Below are 17,304 nucleotides of genomic sequence, written 5' to 3'. Positions count from 1 at the left end.
TGGCACGCACCACCGGTTTCCTCTCCAGGGTACGGAAATCGCCTGGTCAGCGCCGTGTGGCTCAGGGAAGGACACGCCGGGCCGCACGGGCTGGGACCAGCGTGGCGGCCGCCGCGAGCATCGCGACGACGATCGTCGCCACCGGCAGCGCGACGGAGGCGGCGCTCACCCGCTCGCCTTCGAGGGCGGTCATCAGGGGTGGCGCACACGCGATCGCGCAGACCAGCCAGGTCCCGGTCATCCGGCTCGTGCCGTTGCGCACGGTGTGCAGCAGGTACACCCCGAGCAGCAGGTTGACCAGGCTCTGGACCGGGCCGAACCGGATCCCGAGGAGGTCGGCGTCGGCCGAGGCGCCGCCGAACCGGGTCAGCGCGAACCCGAAAACGCCGAGCATCGCGTACGCCATCCCGACCGTCGCCGCCGCGCGGCAGAACACCATGGCCCGCAGCCCGGGCTCGTCGACCGTCCGCTGCTGCGGCCCCGAATGGCGCTCGAACCACCAGAAGACGAGCACGGCGGGCACGGCCAGCAGGGCCATCGCGAGCAGGACCCTCGGCCGGGCCAGCCAGCTGAGCCCGTCCACGAACGGCCCCGGCAGGTAGACGACCGCCACGAGCAGCAGCATCGCGGACAGGAAGCCGAGGTACAGGCTCATCGGGGCACGCAGGACGAGGCGTGCGGCCGCGGCGACCGCCGGACGTTCGCCGAGCCGGGCCAGCGGCCGGGCGAGCAGGCCGAGGAGCGCGAGCTGCACCAGGCCGAGCAGGAGCACACCCCACGGCGGGCCCGACAACGCGGCCGGGGCACCGGGGCCGCCGAGCAGCATCGGTCCTTCGCCGCGGACGGCGACCGTGAGGCCCAGTCCGGCGGCGCCGGTGAACGCCGTCGCCACGAGGGCGCCGCGCGACGGGCGGGCACCGTCGGCGTGGGCGAACGCCAATTGCTGGACGAACAGAGCGAGGAACAGCGTCTCCGCGTAGCGGGGGACGGCCGAGCCGGACCACTGCGCGGCCGCCTCGCTCGCCAAGGTCAGCGCCAGCAGTCCGGCGACGGAGACGGCCCGTGTCCGGTGATACAGCGTCAGCAGGGCGGGCGCGAGGACGACGGTCAGCAGGAAGACGCCGAGCAGCCAGAGCGGGTGCAGCGCGATCCGCATGACCGTGGCGTTCGTGCCCGTCGGGATCCCCAGCACTTCCAGCGCGAGGGGGACGACCAGCGCGACCACGGCGAAGATCAGCGCCGGGCGCAGCAGCGGGCTCGCCCGGTCGGCGAGGTACTGCGGGTAGCGGCCGCCGCCCGCGCGGATCGACCGCCAGCCCGCCTCGTTGATCCGGCCGACCGCGAAGAAGATGAGCGGACAGAGCTGGGCGAGCCAGGTGAACGGCCACAACGACCGCTCCGGCGCGCCCGCCCAGTGCGCGAGCGCGACGGCGGATTCGCCGAGCACCATGAACACGACACCGGCGACCCCGAGCAACGCCCATCGGCCGACCGGGACGGCCGGCCGCGGTTCGGCCGGGAGCGTGACGGCGGCCCGGCGGTTGCGGACCCAGCCGCGGAGGCGGAACACCAGCAGCGCGCCGATCACCAGCACGCCGACGATCATCGGGCCGAGGGGGTCGCCGACCGGCGGTCCCCAGCGTTGATGCCACGAGTTGAGCACCAGCCCGGCGGTATAGAGGGAGGCGACGACGTCGCAGGTGCCGCGTGAGTCCATCGGGTTGAGGACGCAGGCGTTGTGCATGTCGGCGGAGAGCCGGTCGTCGAGCGCGGCCCTGGCCTCCTGCCCGAGCGGATGTCCCTTGCGCTCGGCGTAGCGGAGGATGTCGTAGCCCAGGTCGTGGGCCTTGCAGGGGACCGCGTAGTCCCACTTGGTGTTGTCGTCGCCCCAGGGTGCCGAGCAGCCGCCGTCGGTGTGGACGGCGCGCACGGTGCCGTCCCTCGCCGTCATCACTCCCGGGGTGATGCCGCTGACCGCGGTGAAGTCGGCGGGCAGTTCGGCGATCACGTTCTCGACCGGGCCCGGCCGCACGAGCGCGTCGACCGCGTTCTGCGCGGCGAGGAGATCACCCGTCGGTGGCCCTTGGTCCGGCGGCGAGGCCGGCCGTGACGCGATCAGTCCGAAACCGAACACCAGCACGGTGACCAGCAGTAACCAGCCCGAAGTCGACCATGGCCGCCGGATCCGGGCAGGACGAGCGGCGGCGTCGGCTGTCGCTGGCATGGCGTCAAGGGTGCCATCCGCCGATCGGGGCGGACATCCGGATAACCCCCGGGTTCACCCACCAGGTGTCCCTGAGTCAGGTGACCGGCGGGGGAGCGGGCCGGTCGACGTCCTGGGCGAAGCGCACCTGGTTCCGGCCGTTCTCCTTGGCCACGTAGACCGCGGCGTCGGAGGCGTGCAGGAGTTCCTCCAGGGATTCACCGTGACGAGGGAACAAGGCCGCCCCGATCGAGGTGGTGCGACCCGAGATGGTGACCCGGCTGCCCCTTTTGTCGGTAGTCACTATATGCAGTTCGGCGATAGCGCTGCGCACTCGCTCGGCGGCGAGTTTGGCCGCCGTTTCGTCGATATCCGGCAGGAGTACGAGGAATTCCTCGCCGCCGAACCGGCCGATGACGTCGGCGGGCCGGGTGACCTCGTCCAATTTCCGTGCCACATCGCGGAGGACGTCGTCACCCGCCGGGTGTCCATATGTGTCGTTAATCCACTTGAAGTGGTCGAGATCAATCATCAGAAGGGCCAGGTTGTCGTCCGATCGGGCAGTCCTTCCGAGCGCCCGTTCGGCCGACTCCGACCATCCGCGCATGTTGAGAACACCGGTTTTCGGGTCCGTGCGCGCGTCGTTTTGCAGTTGGTCGATCTCGGCGAGGCGATTGAACACCACCGTCACCACGGCCATCACGATCACCATCGGCGGCATGATCAACAGCAGCACCGCGGTGACCGCGCCGAGGCCGATCGTGATGGCCTCCAGCAGGTTGTCCGCCGTGTTGCCGAGCACGGTGGACATCGACGGCCGTTTCGGCGAGCCGATCGCGAGGATGCCGCCGATGTAGGCGATCTGCACCGCTTCGAAGACCATCCCGGTGACGATCAGGACACCGAACTCGCCGAGGGTGTCCCAGCCGGAAATCCTTCCCCATTCATGCGGTCCGAACGCGGCGAAGGTGAGCGAAGCCAAGGTCACCGAAACGCCGTGGGTGACCGACGAGAACACGAAGTTGTGCGCGGGACGCCGGGCGATGAACCAATGCTGGATCCGGACGATCGCGATGATGGAAAGCGTCAGCGAAAGCGGCAGGATGACCGCGGCCGGAAATGTCCATACCGCGGTGAGGTCGATGAGAACGGTGCGGCTCCGGTCGCGCCGTCTTTCTTCTTGACGCTGGGTGAGCTGAATATGCGCCGTGGCACCGACGGCGAGAATAGTGAAACGAACCCAGTCGATTCTTCCCGGATTCGTGGAATTCATCGTCGCGACGACCATGACCGCGATTCCGACGACCTCCATCGCGAAAAGGAACACGATGAACCGCTTGGGCCGCTGCCACAGCGCCCACGCCCTGGGATCGTAGGGATGGCGCCGAGGAGGTCCGGCCTGGTCACCTTCCGGGCTTGCCTGCCCGCGTTCGGTCACCGGTACACCGCTGTCCGCGGCGGCCGTCGCCGTTGCGTCGTCAAGGTCGCCGGTGCCGTCACCGTGCTGGCGACGGTCGCCGGTCTCGGCTGGCAATTGCTACCTCTTTTCCGCCCGGACGGCACGGCTGAGTAATCTCACCGGTACCGACTGATACACCGTTCGTATTCCACGGCCGGTATCATCCCATCGCAACAGTTGTCCGACACCGGCAAGGGTGCCCGCGAACACGGACCGGAGGTGGCAATCGTGTCCCGTGATTTCTGATCTTGGTCGCTGAATGTTTTTCGAGACGCGTCGCGGAAGGGGTGACGGATAGTGTCCAGTCGTGACTTCTGAGCCCGGGCAAGGTATTAGTTCGCAGCAACGAGGTGGCCGGGAGGTGTCGGACAGTGTCGAGCCGTGACTTCTGATCGAGAGTCGTTTCTTTTCGCCCATGTGCCGAAGATCCGAGCGAGGAAGCAGTGTCCCGTGTGGATTCCTCATGACAGCAACGGTTCCGGGCTGGATCCGTTGATGTGCCCCCAGCTGAGCGCGACCAGTACGGCCAGCAGCAGGCCGACCACGCCTGCCAGCGCGATGGCCGAGCTCGCCGCCCCGAGCCGATCGGCGGCGAGCCCGCCGAGTCCCGCCCCTATTCCTTGAGCCACCCGCAATCCCGTGCGGTACACCCCACCCGCACCGCCCCGGAGTTCGTTCGGGACCCACGTGATGAACGTGGCGCTCACCGTGATCAGGTACGCCCCCGCGGCACCCGCCGCCGCCAGCAGCAGCAACGCCGGAATCAGCCCCGGCTCGAGCGCGAAGGCGATCAGGGCGACCATCGGCAGTGCCGCCAGCACGCCCAGCAGCTTCCGTCGTTGTTCCGCGGAGACGAACCGGGACAGCAGGAACGCCCCGATCACGAACCCCAGCGGATCGGCGGCCAGCAACCACCCGACGGCCTGTTTCCCGACGCCCATCTCCGCGGCGAGCGGCGCGGCCAGCCCTTCGGGGATGACGGCCAGGCCGACCAGCCACGAGAACCAGATCAGCACCCGCAGATGGCGGTTGCCGAAGACCTGCTTCACCGCGCCGAACCAGCTGCCGGTGCCGTCGGACGCCGCCGCCCGCCGGGAGACGGAGAAGCGGACGACGGCCGCGCTCAGCAGGAACGTCGCGGCGTCCAGCGCCAGCGCCCAGCTCACCCCGACCTGAGACACCAGCAGACCGCCGCCCGCGAGGCCGAGCAGCATCGCGGTGTTGGTGGAGATACCGCGGATGTCCTGGCTCTTGAGATAGAGGTCGTCGTCGGTGAACACCTCGCGGGTGAGCGCGTTCTGCGCCGCGTTGCCGGGCGCGTTCACGAGCCGCGCCAGCACCACCAGCCCGCATAACAGGGCGAGCGGGGTGCCGGGAATCGCCATGATCGCGATCAGCAGCCCTTGGATCAGGGACGAGACGACGAGGACGGTGCGCCTCGGGTAGCGGTCGGCCAGCTGGGAGAGGCCGAGACCGCCGGCCAGCGCGGGCAGGAAGGTCAGGGAGTAGACCACCGCGGAGAGCAACGCGGAGCCTGTCCGGTCGTAGACGAGGATCGCCAGCGCGACGATGGTGAGCTGATCCCCGATGAGGGACTGCACCTCGGCGAGCCAGAGTGCGCGGAACTCGCGGTTCGCCAGGGCGGCGGTCATCCGCGGCGCCGCGTTCATCTTCACTGCGTGACCACCTCCCCCCGATCGGGTGAACTTGCTTTCCTCGCATTCTTGCCTGCCGTGTTACGTGGTCAGCGAGGGAGTCACAGTTGCCGTCCCGCCGGACAACGTTCAGTATGCCTCCGGCTACAGGGAGACGAACAGAAGACCGGCCGATCCTTCGCCTGTTGGGCCGATCGGGCTACGCCGTCTGACCGGTGGGTGATGACGGCCTGACTCGTCCGCGGGTATCTGCGCGCCGATCGCCCCGCCCTCGCTCGGCGCAGCCGGGCCGCCGTTCGCCGCCGCCGTCGGTCCGGTTGGGCCGAATGGGCCAACACTGAGTAGAGACCGGCCTGGAGGTGGAGGCCGGCTGGGTCAAAGGGGTGAAGGCGATGAACGGTTTGCTCGACGACAAGGCCGTCGTCGTGACCGGGGCGGGACGGGGCCTCGGCGAGGCGTTCGCGGTGCACGTCGCGAGGGCGGGCGGGGCCGTCGTGGTCAACGACATCGACGCCGAACTGGCCGAACGGACGACGGAGAACATCCGCCGGTTCGGCGGCAGGGCGGTCGCCAGCGGGCACAGCGTCGCCGACCCGAAGCAGGCGCAGGAGATCGTCGACCTCTGTCTCGCGGAGTTCGGCGCGATCGACGGGCTGGTCAACAACGCGGGGCTGAACTACGAGGCCCTGCCGTGGGAGGACGACGTCGAGCAGGCCCGCGAACTGGTCGAGGTGAACGTCCTCGGCGTCATGTACACCGGGCTCGCCGCGATCAAGGCGATGGTTTCGCGAGGCACGCCGGGCTCGATCGTCAACATCTCGTCGGGGGCGTCGCTGGGACAGCGCAAGCTCGGCGTGTACGCCGCCAGCAAGGGCGCCGTCGCTTCGCTGACCTACTCCTGGGCACTCGACCTGGAGGAGAGCGGGATCCGGGTGAACGCCGTCTGCCCGCTCGCGCACACCCGGATGGTGTGGAAGTCCGAACGATCACTGCGGGCCTGCCCGCCGGACCGGACGCCGTCGCGGATCGCTCCGGTCGTGCTCTTCCTGCTCGGCTCCGGATCCGACGGGATCACCGGGCAGATGATCCGCTGCAACGGGCCGCAGCTGCACGTCATGGGTCAGCCGTATCTCAAGCAGCCCATCCTCGAACGGCCGGTGTGGGACACCGAGACCGTGCAGCGCGCCTTCGACGAGGTCTTCAGCGCGCACCTGGAGAACTACGGCCTCGAAAAGCGTGTCCCGCCCCGGCTCCGCAAGTGGACGGAGTCGACCCGCACGGCCTGACGCCGTGATCAGACGGACGACACGCGTGATTGGGGGACGTAACTCGCCTGATCACGTGAGTCGTCCGTCCAATCACGCGAGTTCGCCCTCTGATCACGCGTGTCGTCCGGTTTAGCCGATGACGAAGGGGAGCTTCGCGGCCAGGTCGCCGAGGGCGGCCTTCTCGGCGTCCGTCGGCTGACGGCGGCCGGTGCCGACCAGCAGCGCGTCGGTGTCGGAGAACGACGCCGGGAACGTCGCCCCGGTGCGCCGCTCCATGATCCGGCGAGTCTCGGCGAGGGCGTCGGCGGCGGGGCCGTCGAGCTGGGGGAGGTGCGCGACCAGGTCGAGGTGGTGCAGCGTCCACTCCAGGACGTACGCGGAAAGGAAGTCGCCCGCGGTCAGGACGATGTCGCGGGTGGCGACCCTGGCCGTCGGGTCGGCGAGGGTGGCGGCCCGGCCGGCGGCGGAACCGACGTCGTCGAGGTGGAACTTGAGCAGCCGCGGTTCCTGGTACGCGGCGGCGAGCCGCACGATCAGCGCGTCGAGGTCGTCCTCGCCGGTGGGTGGCTTCTCGGACACCTCCCAGTAGGTGACCTCGTCGCGCGTCGGCTCGGTGTCGGCGGGAGTGGCGAGGGTGATCAGCACGTCCTGGGCGTCGATCACCAGGTGACACGCCAGATCCCGCACCAGCCAGCCGGCGCAGCCGGACGGCTTGTCGAAGTCTTCGTCGGGGGTTTCGGCGACGGCGGTGAGCAGCGCCGCCCAAGATCGGGAAAAGAGATCCACGGCGGCAAGTTAGCAGCGGTCGACGATCGGTCGCGACTCCTTTCGGCCCGGTCCGCGTGCAATGAACGGTCCTTTCCTTGCAAATTTCGCAAGGAAAGGACCGTTCCTGGCACGCGCGAGGGATCAGGAACCGGCGGCCGGGGCGGGTTCGGGAGCGGCGGCGTACAGGTCCGCGATGGTCGGCGCGTACCGGTCGTTGATGATCCGCCGCTTCAGTTTCAAGGTCGGCGTCACCTCGCCGCTTTCCGGTGTCCACGCCTTGGGGATCACGTGGTACCGCTTGATCTGCTCGATCCGGGCCAGCCGCGCGTTCGCCGCCTCGACGGCCTTCTCGATCTCCGCGCGGACCTCGGCGTTGTCGGCGAGCGATTCGCCCTCGGCGAGCTGGATGCCGTTCGCGGCCGCCCAGCCCGGCGCGATCTCGTCGTCGACGACGATCAGCGCCGTGACGTACGGCCGTTTCTCGCCGATCGCGACGGCCTGCCCGATCAGCGGGTGCTCCTTGAGCAGCCCTTCGATCTTCGTCGGGGCGATGTTCTTGCCGCTCGAGGTGATGATCAGTTCCTTCTTGCGGTCGGTGATCGTGACGAAGCCGCGTTCGTCGATCGTCCCGATGTCGCCGGTGGCGAGCCAGCCGTCGGCGTCGACGTCCGGCTTGATCGTGCCGTCCGCCTGCAGGTAGCCGAGGAACACGATCGCGCCGCGGACGAGGAGTTCGCCGTCTTCGGCGACCTTCACCTCGATGCCTTCCAACGGGCGGCCGACCGAACCGGCCTTGAACGCCGTCGGCGTGTTCGACGTGACCGCGCCGGTGGTCTCGGACAGCCCCCAGACCTCCTGGATCTCGACACCGAGCCCGGCGATGAAGTACAGGATCTCCACCGGCAGCGCGGCGGCGCCGCTGGAGGCGACCTCGATCTGGTCGAGGCCCAGCATCGCCCGCACCGGCGCGAGCGCGGCCGCGTCGGTCTGCGCGATCTTCTCCGCGAGCTCCGGCGGCACCTCCTTGCCGTCACTGCGGAGTTTGTAGCCCTGCTGCAGCAGTTCGTTCGCGGCGATCAGGCCGTTCCGCTTCTCCTCCGGGAGCGAGCCGAGCAGGTTCTTCAAGCCCGCCACCATCTTTTCCCACACGCGCGGGACACCGAAGAAGCTCTTCGGATGCACCTGGCCCAGCGCGCCGACGACGCCCGTCGGGTCGGCGACGGTGTGCACGTGCCCGGCCCACACGATCGGCATGTAGATCGACAGTTCGCGTTCGGCGATATGCGCGAGCGGCAGGTACGCGATGTTCGTGGCGTGCATCGGGGAGTCGTGCAGCTTCTGGACGGCGACGGCCTGGTAGATCGCGTTGCGGTGCGACAGCACGACACCCTTGGGGTCGCCGGTGGTGCCGGAGGTGTAGATCATCGACAGCGGGTCGTCCGGGGTGATCGCGGACCACGCCGTCTCGAACGCCTCCGGGTCGGCCGCGTGCGCTTCGGCGCCCGCCGCGCGGAGATCGGCGAAGGACAGGAAACGCTTGTCGTCCTGGGGAATCACCGACGCGTCGAGCAGCACGATGTGCCGCAGCGCGGGCAACTCGTCGAGGACCTGTGACCAGCGCTCGAGTTCGTCGCCGCCGGCGAGGACGACGACGCCGGCGGCGCTGTGCCGGGCGACGAACCCGATCTGCTCCGGGCTGAGCGTCGCGTACGCGGTGCAGGGGATCGCGCCGAGATGGGCGGCGGCGAGGTCGGCGATCAGATGTTCCGGGCTGCTCGGCGCCATGATCAGCATCCGGTCGCGGACACCGAGCCCGAGCCCGGCGAGCCCGCGGGACACCTCCGCGATGGCGGTGCGGAATTCGGCCCAGGTCAGGGTCGGTTTGCCCTCGATGTCGAGTGACGTCACCGCCGGCAGGTCACCGAACTCCTGGGCGTTGCGGTGAAGCAGGGCGGGGATGGTCTGGCCTTCGATCTGCTCGGCGACGGTCGGCTGGGTGGTCAACGCTGGCCTCCTCGATGCTGCCTGATCAGGCACACTGTAAGGGCTGTCGGCAGTGCTGGATAGAGAATCGCGGCCACGGTTGCGCTACGCGAAATGTCCACCTTTTCCGTTTTCACCGCGTCAGTCATGGACTTCTGGAACGCCCTCGCCGACGATGGTGGCCGTGACTGACCTCGTAGCCGAGGCCGCGGCGCTGGACGCGGCCGATCCGTTGGCGCACAAGCGAAACGAATTCGACCTCGACGCGGACGTCGCCTATTTCGACGGCAACTCGCTGGGTGCCCCGCCGAAACACGTGGCCGGACGGCTCGCCGCGGTCGTCCGTGAGCAGTGGGGCGGACGGCTCATCCGGTCCTGGTCGGAGGGCTGGTGGGAGGCGCCGGTGCGGGTCGGCGAGCGGATCGCGCCGCTGGTGGGCGCCGCGCGGGGTCAGGTCGTCGTGGCGGACTCGACGAGTGTGAACCTGTTCAAGGCGCTGGTCGCCGCCACCCGGCTCCGGCCCGGCCGCGACGAGATCCTCGTCGACGCCGACACCTTCCCGACCGACGGCTACATCGCCGACGAGGCCGCCCGGCTGACCGGGCGCACGGTGCGCCGGGTCGTCGCCGAGGACATGCCCGCCCAGGTGAGCGAGCGGACGGCCGTCGCGCTGATCAACCACGTCGACTACGTCACCGGCCGCGCGCACGACATGACCGCGCTGACCACGGCACTGCACCGCGCCGGGGCACTGGCGCTCTGGGACCTCTGCCACAGCGTCGGCGCGCTGCCGGTCGAGCTGGACGCGGCGGGCGTGGACCTCGCCGTCGGCTGCACCTACAAATTCCTCAACGGCGGCCCCGGATCGCCCGCTTTCCTTTACGTGGCGGCGAAATGGCTGGACCGGTTCGATCAGCCGCTGGCGGGCTGGGCCGGCGACCGCGACCCGTTCGCGATGCGGGGAGCGTACGAGGCGCACGCGAGTATCGCGCGCGGCCGCGCGGGCACGCCCGACATCCTTTCGCTGCTCGCGCTCGACGCCGCCCTCGACGTCTGGGACGGCGTGGATCGCGGACTGCTGAGGGAGAAGGGGTTCGCGCTCGGCGACTTCTTCTTCCGGTGCGCGGACGAGCTCCTCGACGGCGCGAAGATCCCGACGCCGCGCGGCCGGGACCGCGGGCACCAGATCTCGGTGCTCGACGACGACGCGGCCGAGACGATGGCGGCCTTGATCGACCGCGGGGTGATCGGCGACTTCCGCCCGCCCAACGTCCTCAGGTTCGGGCTCGCGCCGCTCTACACCACCTATGGCGAGGTGCTCCGCGCCGTCACGACGCTGCGGGAGCTGAGGGCGGAGTGATACCCGGTGTGGAGAAAATGGTGAACCGCATTCGGAAATGGGTGGCAAATAGGTGATCGCCTCGCCCCGGCGGGGGAGATCCGGAGATCCTCCGCGAATTCGCTGTTAGGCTCGTCATTCGCTCTCGCCGCGAGTGTGACGTAGATCCTTCCTCTGTGGCGTAAGGAAAAGCCGCGCCGCCCGTCTCACCGGCGAGGCGCGGGCCACGGCGCCTGGAGAAGGAGGGGATCGTGTCGTTCGCCTATGTCGTCGTCGCCGTTTTCGGTGTCGCCTCCGGTTTTCTGCTCAACGAATTCGGCTCCCGGTACCCGATGGAGACGGTTCTCGTCGCGATCCTGATCTGCGGGGTGGCGACGCTGTGCTGGGCGGGTGTCCGGATGCTGCGCGACGCGTCCGGACGGGTCGAGGCGCTCATCGACGACGAGCTCGGCCGCGCCGAGGAAGATCATTTCGCCGATTCCCCGGTGATAAGCGTCGGTAATTCTCGATTCCGTGGCGCGAAGGGTGTTACGACGGCGTTCCTCCGCGGTGATGTCGTTCGCAAACCGAACGGTATGTGGAGCCCTGGTCCGAAAGCGTGAGCGACGTCACGGCGAGTAGTTTTCGTCGACTTTTTCGCTGAGACGCGGACCTCGCGAGGGGTGACTTGATCGTGTCCGAAGAGCGTCGATCAAGCCCCTGCCTGCGCTAAACCGCCAGGTGATCTACTGGTGGGTCACTTAGCCGGGCGCCCTGTCCCACGTGGTGGACTTTCCTGGTCCGGCCGCCTCTTGTCAGCAGGTCACGGCCATACGCGACTACCCTTCGCGTCCGGACTTGACTCACCCGTTTGGGTCTCCTAGCGTCTTCGCGGGCGGAGCGGACCACGCTGTGTTGATCCGGCTATCGGATCCCGCGGGTATGAGATCCCCGGCGACCCGACACCAATAACTGCCGGAAGGAAAACGGACCACGGTGAAGCAGATTTCCCTTCGACGAGGCCGCGGCTCTTCGATTCGTTCGCGCGTTCTGACGATCGCGCTCATTCCGAGCATCGCGCTGATGCTGGTCGGTCTGGCGATCGGCGGGTACCTGATCTTCGACGCGGTCAATGGTCGTGACTACGCGCAGCGGATCCGTGACTCGGAAGCCCCCTCTCTTCCCTTCTTCGTCCAAGTACAGGAAGAGCGGCGGCTGGCGCTGCGCGAGCTCGCCGGCGACCGCTCGCAGCACGCCACCCTCACCGAGCAGCGCGCCAAAACCGACGCCGCCGCCCAGGGTGTCGCCGCGCATCTGCAGAAGTTCGTCGGCGACTCGCCCGACAGCGTGCAGCGCAACATCGCCACGCTGAACGGGCTCCTCCAGAAGATGCCGCAAATCCGGCAGTCGGCCGACTCCGGCCAGCTTCCGCTGCTGGACGCCTTCACCTTCTACAACCAGATCCTCGACCAGTTCGTCGACGGTCTCACCGGGCTGGCCCAGGACGCGCCGAACGCCGAGAACGCGTATCAGCGGATCACGGCGGTCCCGCTGTTCACCGCGATCGACCAGATGCAGCGCGCGAACGCCCTCGCCGCCGCGGCCGTCGCGGGCGGAGGCTTCACCGACGAGACCTACCGCGCGTACGTCACGGAGGTCGGTTCCTACCGTTCGCAGCTGGAGTCTTCGGTCTCGCGGATGCTCCCGGACGTCAAGGCGAAGTTCGACCAGCTCGTCGCGAGTGATCCGTGGAAGGCCGTCAACACGGTCGAGAACACCTTCCTGCAGAACAGCAAGGCCACGCTCCCCATCCCCGAGCAGACGTGGCTGCAGGCCGCGCGCGGCGTCAGCGACGCGATGATGCGCGGCTTCGTCGAGCAGAGTGGTACGGCCACGACGCAGGCGGTCGATGACGCCGACCGGACGCTGATCACCTCGGCCATCGCCGCGGCCATCGCGCTGCTGGTGGCGATCGGCGTGTTCGTCGTCGCCCTGCGGCTGTCCAACCGGCTCATCGGGCGGCTGGCACGGCTGCGCGAGGACACCCTCGACGTCGCCGAGATCCGGCTGCCGGAACTGGTGGACCGGGTGCGGGCGGGCGAACCCGTCGATCTCGACGACAAGGGTCACTTCCTCGACCACGGCGACGACGAGATCGGCCAGGTCGCCGAGGCCTTCAACAAGGCTCAGCAGACCGCCATCGCGGCCGCCGTCGAAGAGGCGAGGACCCGTGAGGGCACCAAGACGGTGTTCCTCAACATCGCGCACCGCAGCCAGGTCATCGTGCACCGCCAGCTCAAGGTGCTCGACCAGGCCGAGCGCAAGCAGGAGGACCCGGAGCAGCTGGACACGCTCTTCCAGCTGGACCACCTCTCCACCCGCGCCCGCCGCAACGCCGAGAACCTGATCATCCTCGGTGGCGGCCAGCCCGGCCGTCAGTGGCGCAAGCCGGTGACGCTCGCCGAGCTGACCCGCGGCGCCTCGGCCGAGACCGAGGACTTCGCCAGGGTGAAGACGGCGAAGATGCCCGCGATGGCGGTGCAGGGCCCGGTCGTCGGCGACCTCGTGCACCTGCTCGCGGAGCTGATCGACAACGCGACCTCCTTCTCGCCGCCGCAGTCGCGAGTCGAGTTGCGGGGCAACGTGGTCGGCAAGGGTGTCGTCATCGAGGTCGAGGACCAGGGCCTCGGTATCGAGGCCGAGCAGGCCGCCGAGCTGAACGCGATGTTGGCCGATCCGCCGGACTTCGGCATCATGGCCTTGTCAGCCGAGCCACGGCTGGGCCTGTTCGTGGTCGCGCGCCTCGCCGCACGGCACGGGATCTCCGTGCACCTGCGCGAATCCGCGTACGGCGGCACCAGGGCCATCGTGCTCGTCCGCACCGACCTGCTCGCGCCGGTCCCGTCTGATGAGCCGGAGGACGAGGTGGACCCCGAGAGCACCGAGGTGCCGGAGGCCGCGCCGCTGCTTCCGGGCCGCCGTGCCCGCCACCGCACCGAGTTCCCCGCGGAGCGGCCCGAGCTGCCCGTGCCCATGCCGGTCGCGCCGCAGCCCCAGCCGCAGGCGCAGCAGGGTCCGGAGCAGCCTGGAGGCGCGTTGCCGCCGCTGCCCCCGCGCCCGCCGCGCGTGCCCCGGCCGGAGACGCCGCGGCCTGAGCCGATCCGCCCGGAACCGGCGCGTGCCGAGGCCCGTCCGCAGCCGGTGCAGCCACCGGCGTGGCCGCCCGCCGACACCCGGCCCCAGGACGGCCGTCCGCCGCAGACCCGGCGGCCCGGCCCCGAGGCGCCCGGCAGGCCACCGCTGCCGCAGCGCCGTCGTCAGGCGAACCTGGTCCCCCAGCTGATGGAGGACCGGCCCGCCGCCCAGCGCGAGGAGGTCCGCGAGGACACCCCCGAGCTGGCCAGGAACCGGCTCGCCGCGTTCCAGCAGGGCACGCGCCGCGGCCGGGACGCCGAACCCACCGACGACTACACCGACCTCGACATGTACGGAGATCGTGACTAGATGGCCAACGCGGGAGTCAGTGAACTCGACTGGTTGCTGGACGACCTGGTCAAGCGCGTCAGCGGGGCCGACAGGGCGGTAGTCCTGTCCTCCGACGGCCTGCTCATCGGACGGTCCGGGAACCTGTCGGAGCAGGACGGCGAGCACCTGTCCGCGGTCGCGTCGGCGTTCCAGAGCCTCGCGCGGGGCACGGGACGGCACTTCGGCGGCGGCAACGTCCGCCAGACCATGGTCGAGATGGACCACGCCTTCCTGTTCGTCACCGCGGCGGGCCGCGGCGCGTGCCTCGCGCTGCTGGCGAAGGAGGACGCGGACATGGGCCTCGTGGCCTACGAGATGAACCTGATGGTCAAGCGGGTCGGCGCGGTGCTCACCTCGGCGCCCCGCGCCGCGACTCCCACTTCGCCATGAGCGGGCGGCACGAGTCGTGGTTCGAGGAGGAGGCCGGGCCGCTGGTCCGGTCGTACGCCGTCACGGGCGGGCGCACCCGCTCGGACACGCTCGGCCTCGACCTGATCACCCTGGTCGTCGCCATGCGCTCCTCGCACGAGGTCGCGGGCTTCGAACCGGAGTACGGGCGGATCCTCAACCTGTGCCAGAGACCGACGTCCGTCGCGGAGGTCGCCGCGCGCATCGATCTACCGTTGCCGGTGGTGAAGGTGCTGCTGAGCGACCTCATCGAGCAGAACCTCGTGCTGTTCCGCACCGCGACCCCGGTCACCGACACCCCCAACAAACACGTACTCCAGGCGGTTCTTGATGGCATCCGGAAACTCTGAGCCCCGGCGATCCTTGACCGCGAACGCGGTCAAGGTCCTCATCGCCGGCGGGTTCGGGGTCGGTAAGACCACGATGGTCGGTTCGGTCAGCGAGGTTCCCCCGCTGCGCACCGAGGAGGTCATCACCGCGGCGTCCGAGGGCGTCGACGACCTCACCGGTGTCGAGAAGAAGACGACCACCACGGTGGCCCTCGACTTCGGTCGCATCACCATCAACCCCGAGCTGATCCTGTACCTGTTCGGCACGCCCGGTCAGGACCGGTTCTGGTTCATGTGGGACGAGCTGGCCGAAGGCGCGCTCGGCGCCGTCGTGCTCGCCGACACCCGGCGGCTCGACAGCTGCTTCGCGGCCGTCGACTTCTTCGAACGCCGTGGGCTGCCGTTCGTCGTCGCCGTCAACTGCTTCGACAACGCGTACCGCTACGGCACCGAGGAGGTCCGGCAGGCGCTCGACGTCGGCATGGACGTCCCGCTGCTGTTGTGCGACGCGCGGGAACGCGAGTCGACGAAGCAGGTGCTGACGGTGCTGATGGAGCACGTGCTGGCGCTTTCGGACCTGGCGGCCGGGTTGCCGCAGGGCCGCTGACGTTTTGCGCGTGAAGGCCCCCTTCCCTCGACTCAGCCGAGGGAAGGGGGCCTTCACGCGTTTCAGGACTTGCGGCGGCGGCGCAGGGTGTCGAGCGCGTAGGTGCCCGGACCCACCACCGCGAACAGCAGGAAGATCCAGGAGTACAGCGCGGCCGTCTCGCCCTTGTTCTGCAACGGCAGCAGCGCGTCGGGCTGGTGCACGACGAAGTACGCGTACGCCATCGTGCCCGAGAGAAGCACCGCGACCGGGCGGGTGAACAGACCCGCCAGGACGAGCAGCGAACCGACCGTTTCGATCACCCCGGCGTACCAGCCCGGCCAGGTGGCGAACGGGACGGCGGGCTTGTCGAAGAGTCCCATCTTCTGCAGACCGTGGCAGAGGAAGAGGAACGAGACCACGACGCGGACCACTGAGAGGGCCAGTCCCTGCCACTTGGGAGCGGCCGGGCCGATCTCCGTGGTCGTGGCGGCGGCTGTCTGGGTCATGACGCATCCTTCCGGCTCAAGGTGGTCTAAACCATTGATGCGATAGAGGATGCCGGATACCCCCATCGGTAGGGAACTTTCTTTCGGGGGGTAATTCCATGTTATGCCCGCGTTTATTGACAGCGAATCGACAGGTACGCGATAAAAAGGCCCCTTTCCTGGAATGAATCCAGGAAAGGGGCCTCGCGATTTTCGTTCAGCGGCGGCGCAGGGTGTCGAGGGCGTAGGTGCCCGGGCCGATCGCGGCGATCAGCAGGAAGATCCAGCAGTAGAGGGTCGACAGCTCGCCCATGTTCTGCAGCGGCAGCAGGCCTTCCGGCGCGTGCACGGTGAAGTAGGCGTAGGCCATGACGCCGGAGAGGAGCACCGCGACCGGCCGGGTGAACAGGCCGACCAGTACGAACGCGGCGCCGACGAGCTCGATCACGCTGCCGTACCAGCCGGGCCAGGAACCGAGCTCGACCGAGCCGCCCGCGCCGTCGACGCCGCCGAAGAATCCGAATCCCTGCAAACCGTGGCAGAGGAAGAGGAACGAGACGACGATCCGGACGGCGGACTGGATCGCGCCCTGTGCCTTGGCGGCACGCGGGGTGGTGGCGGTGGTCTTGGCGGGGGCGGTGGTCTGCGTCATGGTTCCGGTCCTTCCGGGAGTGTCTGTCGGGGCGGCTTCTGACAACGCGTCGGACGGGCTCGACGCGAATCGACAGCCACGCGGAAACTTTTTTCGCGGGCCGGTCACATCACCCGTTCGGAGCAAGGCCAGACTGGACGGCATGGCGGGTAAGACGAGTGCCGGGATCCTGCTCTTCCGCAGGTCGGGCGAGACGACCGAGGTGCTTCTCGGGCATATGGGCGGGCCGTTCTGGGCGAAGAAGGACGCGGGCGGCTGGTCGGTGCCCAAGGGCGAGTACGAGCCGGACGAGACGCCGGAGGCCGCGGCGCGGCGCGAGTTCCAGGAGGAGCTGGGGCTGCCGGCGCCGGAGGGGGAGTACCTGCCACTCGGCGACGTGAAGCAGTCCGGCGGCAAGGTCGTGACGGTCTGGGCGGTGGAGGGCGACCTCGACCCGGCTCAGGTCGTGCCGGGCGTCTTCGAGATGGAGTGGCCGCCGCGGTCGGGCCGGACACAGGAGTTCCCGGAGGTCGACAGGGTCGCCTGGTTCGGGCTGGCCGAGGCCGAGGAGAAGTTGCTCAAGGGGCAGCGCCCGTTCCTCGTCCGGCTGGGCGACCTGCTCGACGGCTGAGCCCTGTGGGCCGGGGTGGCACCGCACTCACGTGATCGAAGGCGTGAATCGC

General features: G+C 69.1%; 16 protein-coding genes. 9 read left to right on the top strand and 7 right to left on the bottom strand.

The window, feature by feature from the left end; translation table 11 throughout:
• Window positions 1-61: 61 nt before the first annotated feature.
• Together AVR91_RS21010 and AVR91_RS21005 are read right to left on the bottom strand one after the other, a co-directional pair.
• On the bottom strand, window positions 62-2,224 hold the full coding sequence (locus AVR91_RS21010) for a phospholipase A2 (protein ID WP_063272240.1): 2,163 nt from the start codon (window positions 2,222-2,224) through the stop codon (window positions 62-64).
• A 76-nt stretch (window positions 2,225-2,300) separates the two neighbouring features.
• The gene (locus AVR91_RS21005; protein ID WP_228709272.1) at window positions 2,301-3,515 is read right to left on the bottom strand and encodes a GGDEF domain-containing protein; all 1,215 of its coding nucleotides are present in this window, start codon (window positions 3,513-3,515) and stop codon (window positions 2,301-2,303) included.
• Between the two features lie 66 nt (window positions 3,516-3,581).
• Here AVR91_RS21005 and AVR91_RS43860 point away from each other — a divergent pair, with 66 nt between their 5' ends.
• Window positions 3,582-3,776 (top strand): hypothetical protein, encoded by a 195-nt coding sequence (locus AVR91_RS43860; RefSeq protein WP_228688232.1) that lies wholly within the window; start codon window positions 3,582-3,584, stop codon window positions 3,774-3,776.
• A 347-nt stretch (window positions 3,777-4,123) separates the two neighbouring features.
• Here AVR91_RS43860 and AVR91_RS20995 read toward each other — a convergent pair whose 3' ends face one another.
• Window positions 4,124-5,338: an MFS transporter gene (locus tag AVR91_RS20995; protein WP_143254045.1), complete on the bottom strand. Its 1,215-nt coding sequence runs from the start codon at window positions 5,336-5,338 to the stop codon at window positions 4,124-4,126.
• A gap of 371 nt (window positions 5,339-5,709) precedes the next feature.
• Here AVR91_RS20995 and AVR91_RS20990 point away from each other — a divergent pair, with 371 nt between their 5' ends.
• Window positions 5,710-6,603, top strand: coding sequence for an SDR family NAD(P)-dependent oxidoreductase (locus AVR91_RS20990; RefSeq protein ID WP_037342529.1), 894 nt, complete (start codon window positions 5,710-5,712; stop codon window positions 6,601-6,603).
• Between the two features lie 111 nt (window positions 6,604-6,714).
• On the opposite strand, the gene AVR91_RS20985 is transcribed toward AVR91_RS20990, so the two are convergent.
• Window positions 6,715-7,371: a maleylpyruvate isomerase N-terminal domain-containing protein gene (locus AVR91_RS20985; protein ID WP_063272242.1), complete on the bottom strand. Its 657-nt coding sequence runs from the start codon at window positions 7,369-7,371 to the stop codon at window positions 6,715-6,717.
• 123 nt (window positions 7,372-7,494) lie between these two features.
• Window positions 7,495-9,357, bottom strand: coding sequence for an AMP-dependent synthetase/ligase (locus AVR91_RS20980; protein WP_063272243.1), 1,863 nt, complete (start codon window positions 9,355-9,357; stop codon window positions 7,495-7,497).
• Window positions 9,358-9,511: 154 nt separating this feature from the next.
• Here AVR91_RS20980 and AVR91_RS20975 point away from each other — a divergent pair, with 154 nt between their 5' ends.
• From AVR91_RS20975 to AVR91_RS20950, 6 genes are all read left to right on the top strand, one after another.
• Window positions 9,512-10,696, top strand: coding sequence for a kynureninase (locus AVR91_RS20975; protein ID WP_063272244.1), 1,185 nt, complete (start codon window positions 9,512-9,514; stop codon window positions 10,694-10,696).
• A gap of 230 nt (window positions 10,697-10,926) precedes the next feature.
• Entirely contained in the window at window positions 10,927-11,277 is a 351-nt protein-coding gene (locus AVR91_RS20970) for a hypothetical protein (protein ID WP_063272245.1), read from the top strand.
• Between the two features lie 373 nt (window positions 11,278-11,650).
• Entirely contained in the window at window positions 11,651-14,158 is a 2,508-nt protein-coding gene (locus AVR91_RS20965) for a sensor histidine kinase (protein WP_063272246.1), read from the top strand.
• Window positions 14,159-14,569: a roadblock/LC7 domain-containing protein gene (locus AVR91_RS20960; RefSeq protein WP_037341577.1), complete on the top strand. Its 411-nt coding sequence runs from the start codon at window positions 14,159-14,161 to the stop codon at window positions 14,567-14,569.
• Window positions 14,566-14,937 carry a DUF742 domain-containing protein gene (locus AVR91_RS20955; protein ID WP_016336739.1) on the top strand — a complete coding sequence of 124 codons (372 nt, stop codon included), beginning with the start codon at window positions 14,566-14,568 and terminating at the stop codon, window positions 14,935-14,937. Before AVR91_RS20960 ends, AVR91_RS20955 begins: the two co-directional genes overlap by 4 nt.
• Window positions 14,918-15,523, top strand: a complete 606-nt coding sequence (locus AVR91_RS20950) for a GTP-binding protein (protein ID WP_026466899.1) — start codon at window positions 14,918-14,920, stop codon at window positions 15,521-15,523. Before AVR91_RS20955 ends, AVR91_RS20950 begins: the two co-directional genes overlap by 20 nt.
• 62 nt (window positions 15,524-15,585) lie before the next feature.
• On the opposite strand, the gene AVR91_RS20945 is transcribed toward AVR91_RS20950, so the two are convergent.
• Together AVR91_RS20945 and AVR91_RS20940 are read right to left on the bottom strand one after the other, a co-directional pair.
• Entirely contained in the window at window positions 15,586-16,011 is a 426-nt protein-coding gene (locus AVR91_RS20945) for a DoxX family protein (RefSeq protein ID WP_063273435.1), read from the bottom strand.
• Between the two features lie 196 nt (window positions 16,012-16,207).
• Window positions 16,208-16,642, bottom strand: a complete 435-nt coding sequence (locus AVR91_RS20940; RefSeq protein WP_063273436.1) for a DoxX family protein — start codon at window positions 16,640-16,642, stop codon at window positions 16,208-16,210.
• 142 nt (window positions 16,643-16,784) lie between these two features.
• On the opposite strand from AVR91_RS20940, the gene AVR91_RS20935 reads away from it, so the two are divergent.
• Window positions 16,785-17,252, top strand: coding sequence for an NUDIX domain-containing protein (locus AVR91_RS20935; protein ID WP_063273437.1), 468 nt, complete (start codon window positions 16,785-16,787; stop codon window positions 17,250-17,252).
• Window positions 17,253-17,304 lie beyond the last annotated feature (52 nt).

This window comes from Amycolatopsis keratiniphila subsp. keratiniphila (assembly GCF_001620365.2).
Classification (GTDB): domain Bacteria; phylum Actinomycetota; class Actinomycetes; order Mycobacteriales; family Pseudonocardiaceae; genus Amycolatopsis; species Amycolatopsis keratiniphila.
Note: the sequence above shows the minus strand (reverse complement) of the source record. Positions and strands in the feature narration are given on the sequence as shown.

Coding starts and splice junctions, on each gene's coding strand:
- AVR91_RS20945 (WP_063273435.1), bottom strand. CDS start 16,011: ATGACCCAGACAGCCGCCGCCACGACCACGGAGATCGGCCCGGCCGCT.
- AVR91_RS21010 (WP_063272240.1), bottom strand. CDS start 2,224: ATGCCAGCGACAGCCGACGCCGCCGCTCGTCCTGCCCGGATCCGGCGG.
- AVR91_RS20960 (WP_037341577.1), top strand. CDS start 14,159: ATGGCCAACGCGGGAGTCAGTGAACTCGACTGGTTGCTGGACGACCTG.
- AVR91_RS20940 (WP_063273436.1), bottom strand. CDS start 16,642: ATGACGCAGACCACCGCCCCCGCCAAGACCACCGCCACCACCCCGCGT.
- AVR91_RS20990 (WP_037342529.1), top strand. CDS start 5,710: ATGAACGGTTTGCTCGACGACAAGGCCGTCGTCGTGACCGGGGCGGGA.
- AVR91_RS43860 (WP_228688232.1), top strand. CDS start 3,582: ATGGCGCCGAGGAGGTCCGGCCTGGTCACCTTCCGGGCTTGCCTGCCC.
- AVR91_RS20950 (WP_026466899.1), top strand. CDS start 14,918: ATGGCATCCGGAAACTCTGAGCCCCGGCGATCCTTGACCGCGAACGCG.
- AVR91_RS20975 (WP_063272244.1), top strand. CDS start 9,512: ATGGTGGCCGTGACTGACCTCGTAGCCGAGGCCGCGGCGCTGGACGCG.
- AVR91_RS21005 (WP_228709272.1), bottom strand. CDS start 3,515: ATGGAGGTCGTCGGAATCGCGGTCATGGTCGTCGCGACGATGAATTCC.
- AVR91_RS20935 (WP_063273437.1), top strand. CDS start 16,785: ATGGCGGGTAAGACGAGTGCCGGGATCCTGCTCTTCCGCAGGTCGGGC.
- AVR91_RS20955 (WP_016336739.1), top strand. CDS start 14,566: ATGAGCGGGCGGCACGAGTCGTGGTTCGAGGAGGAGGCCGGGCCGCTG.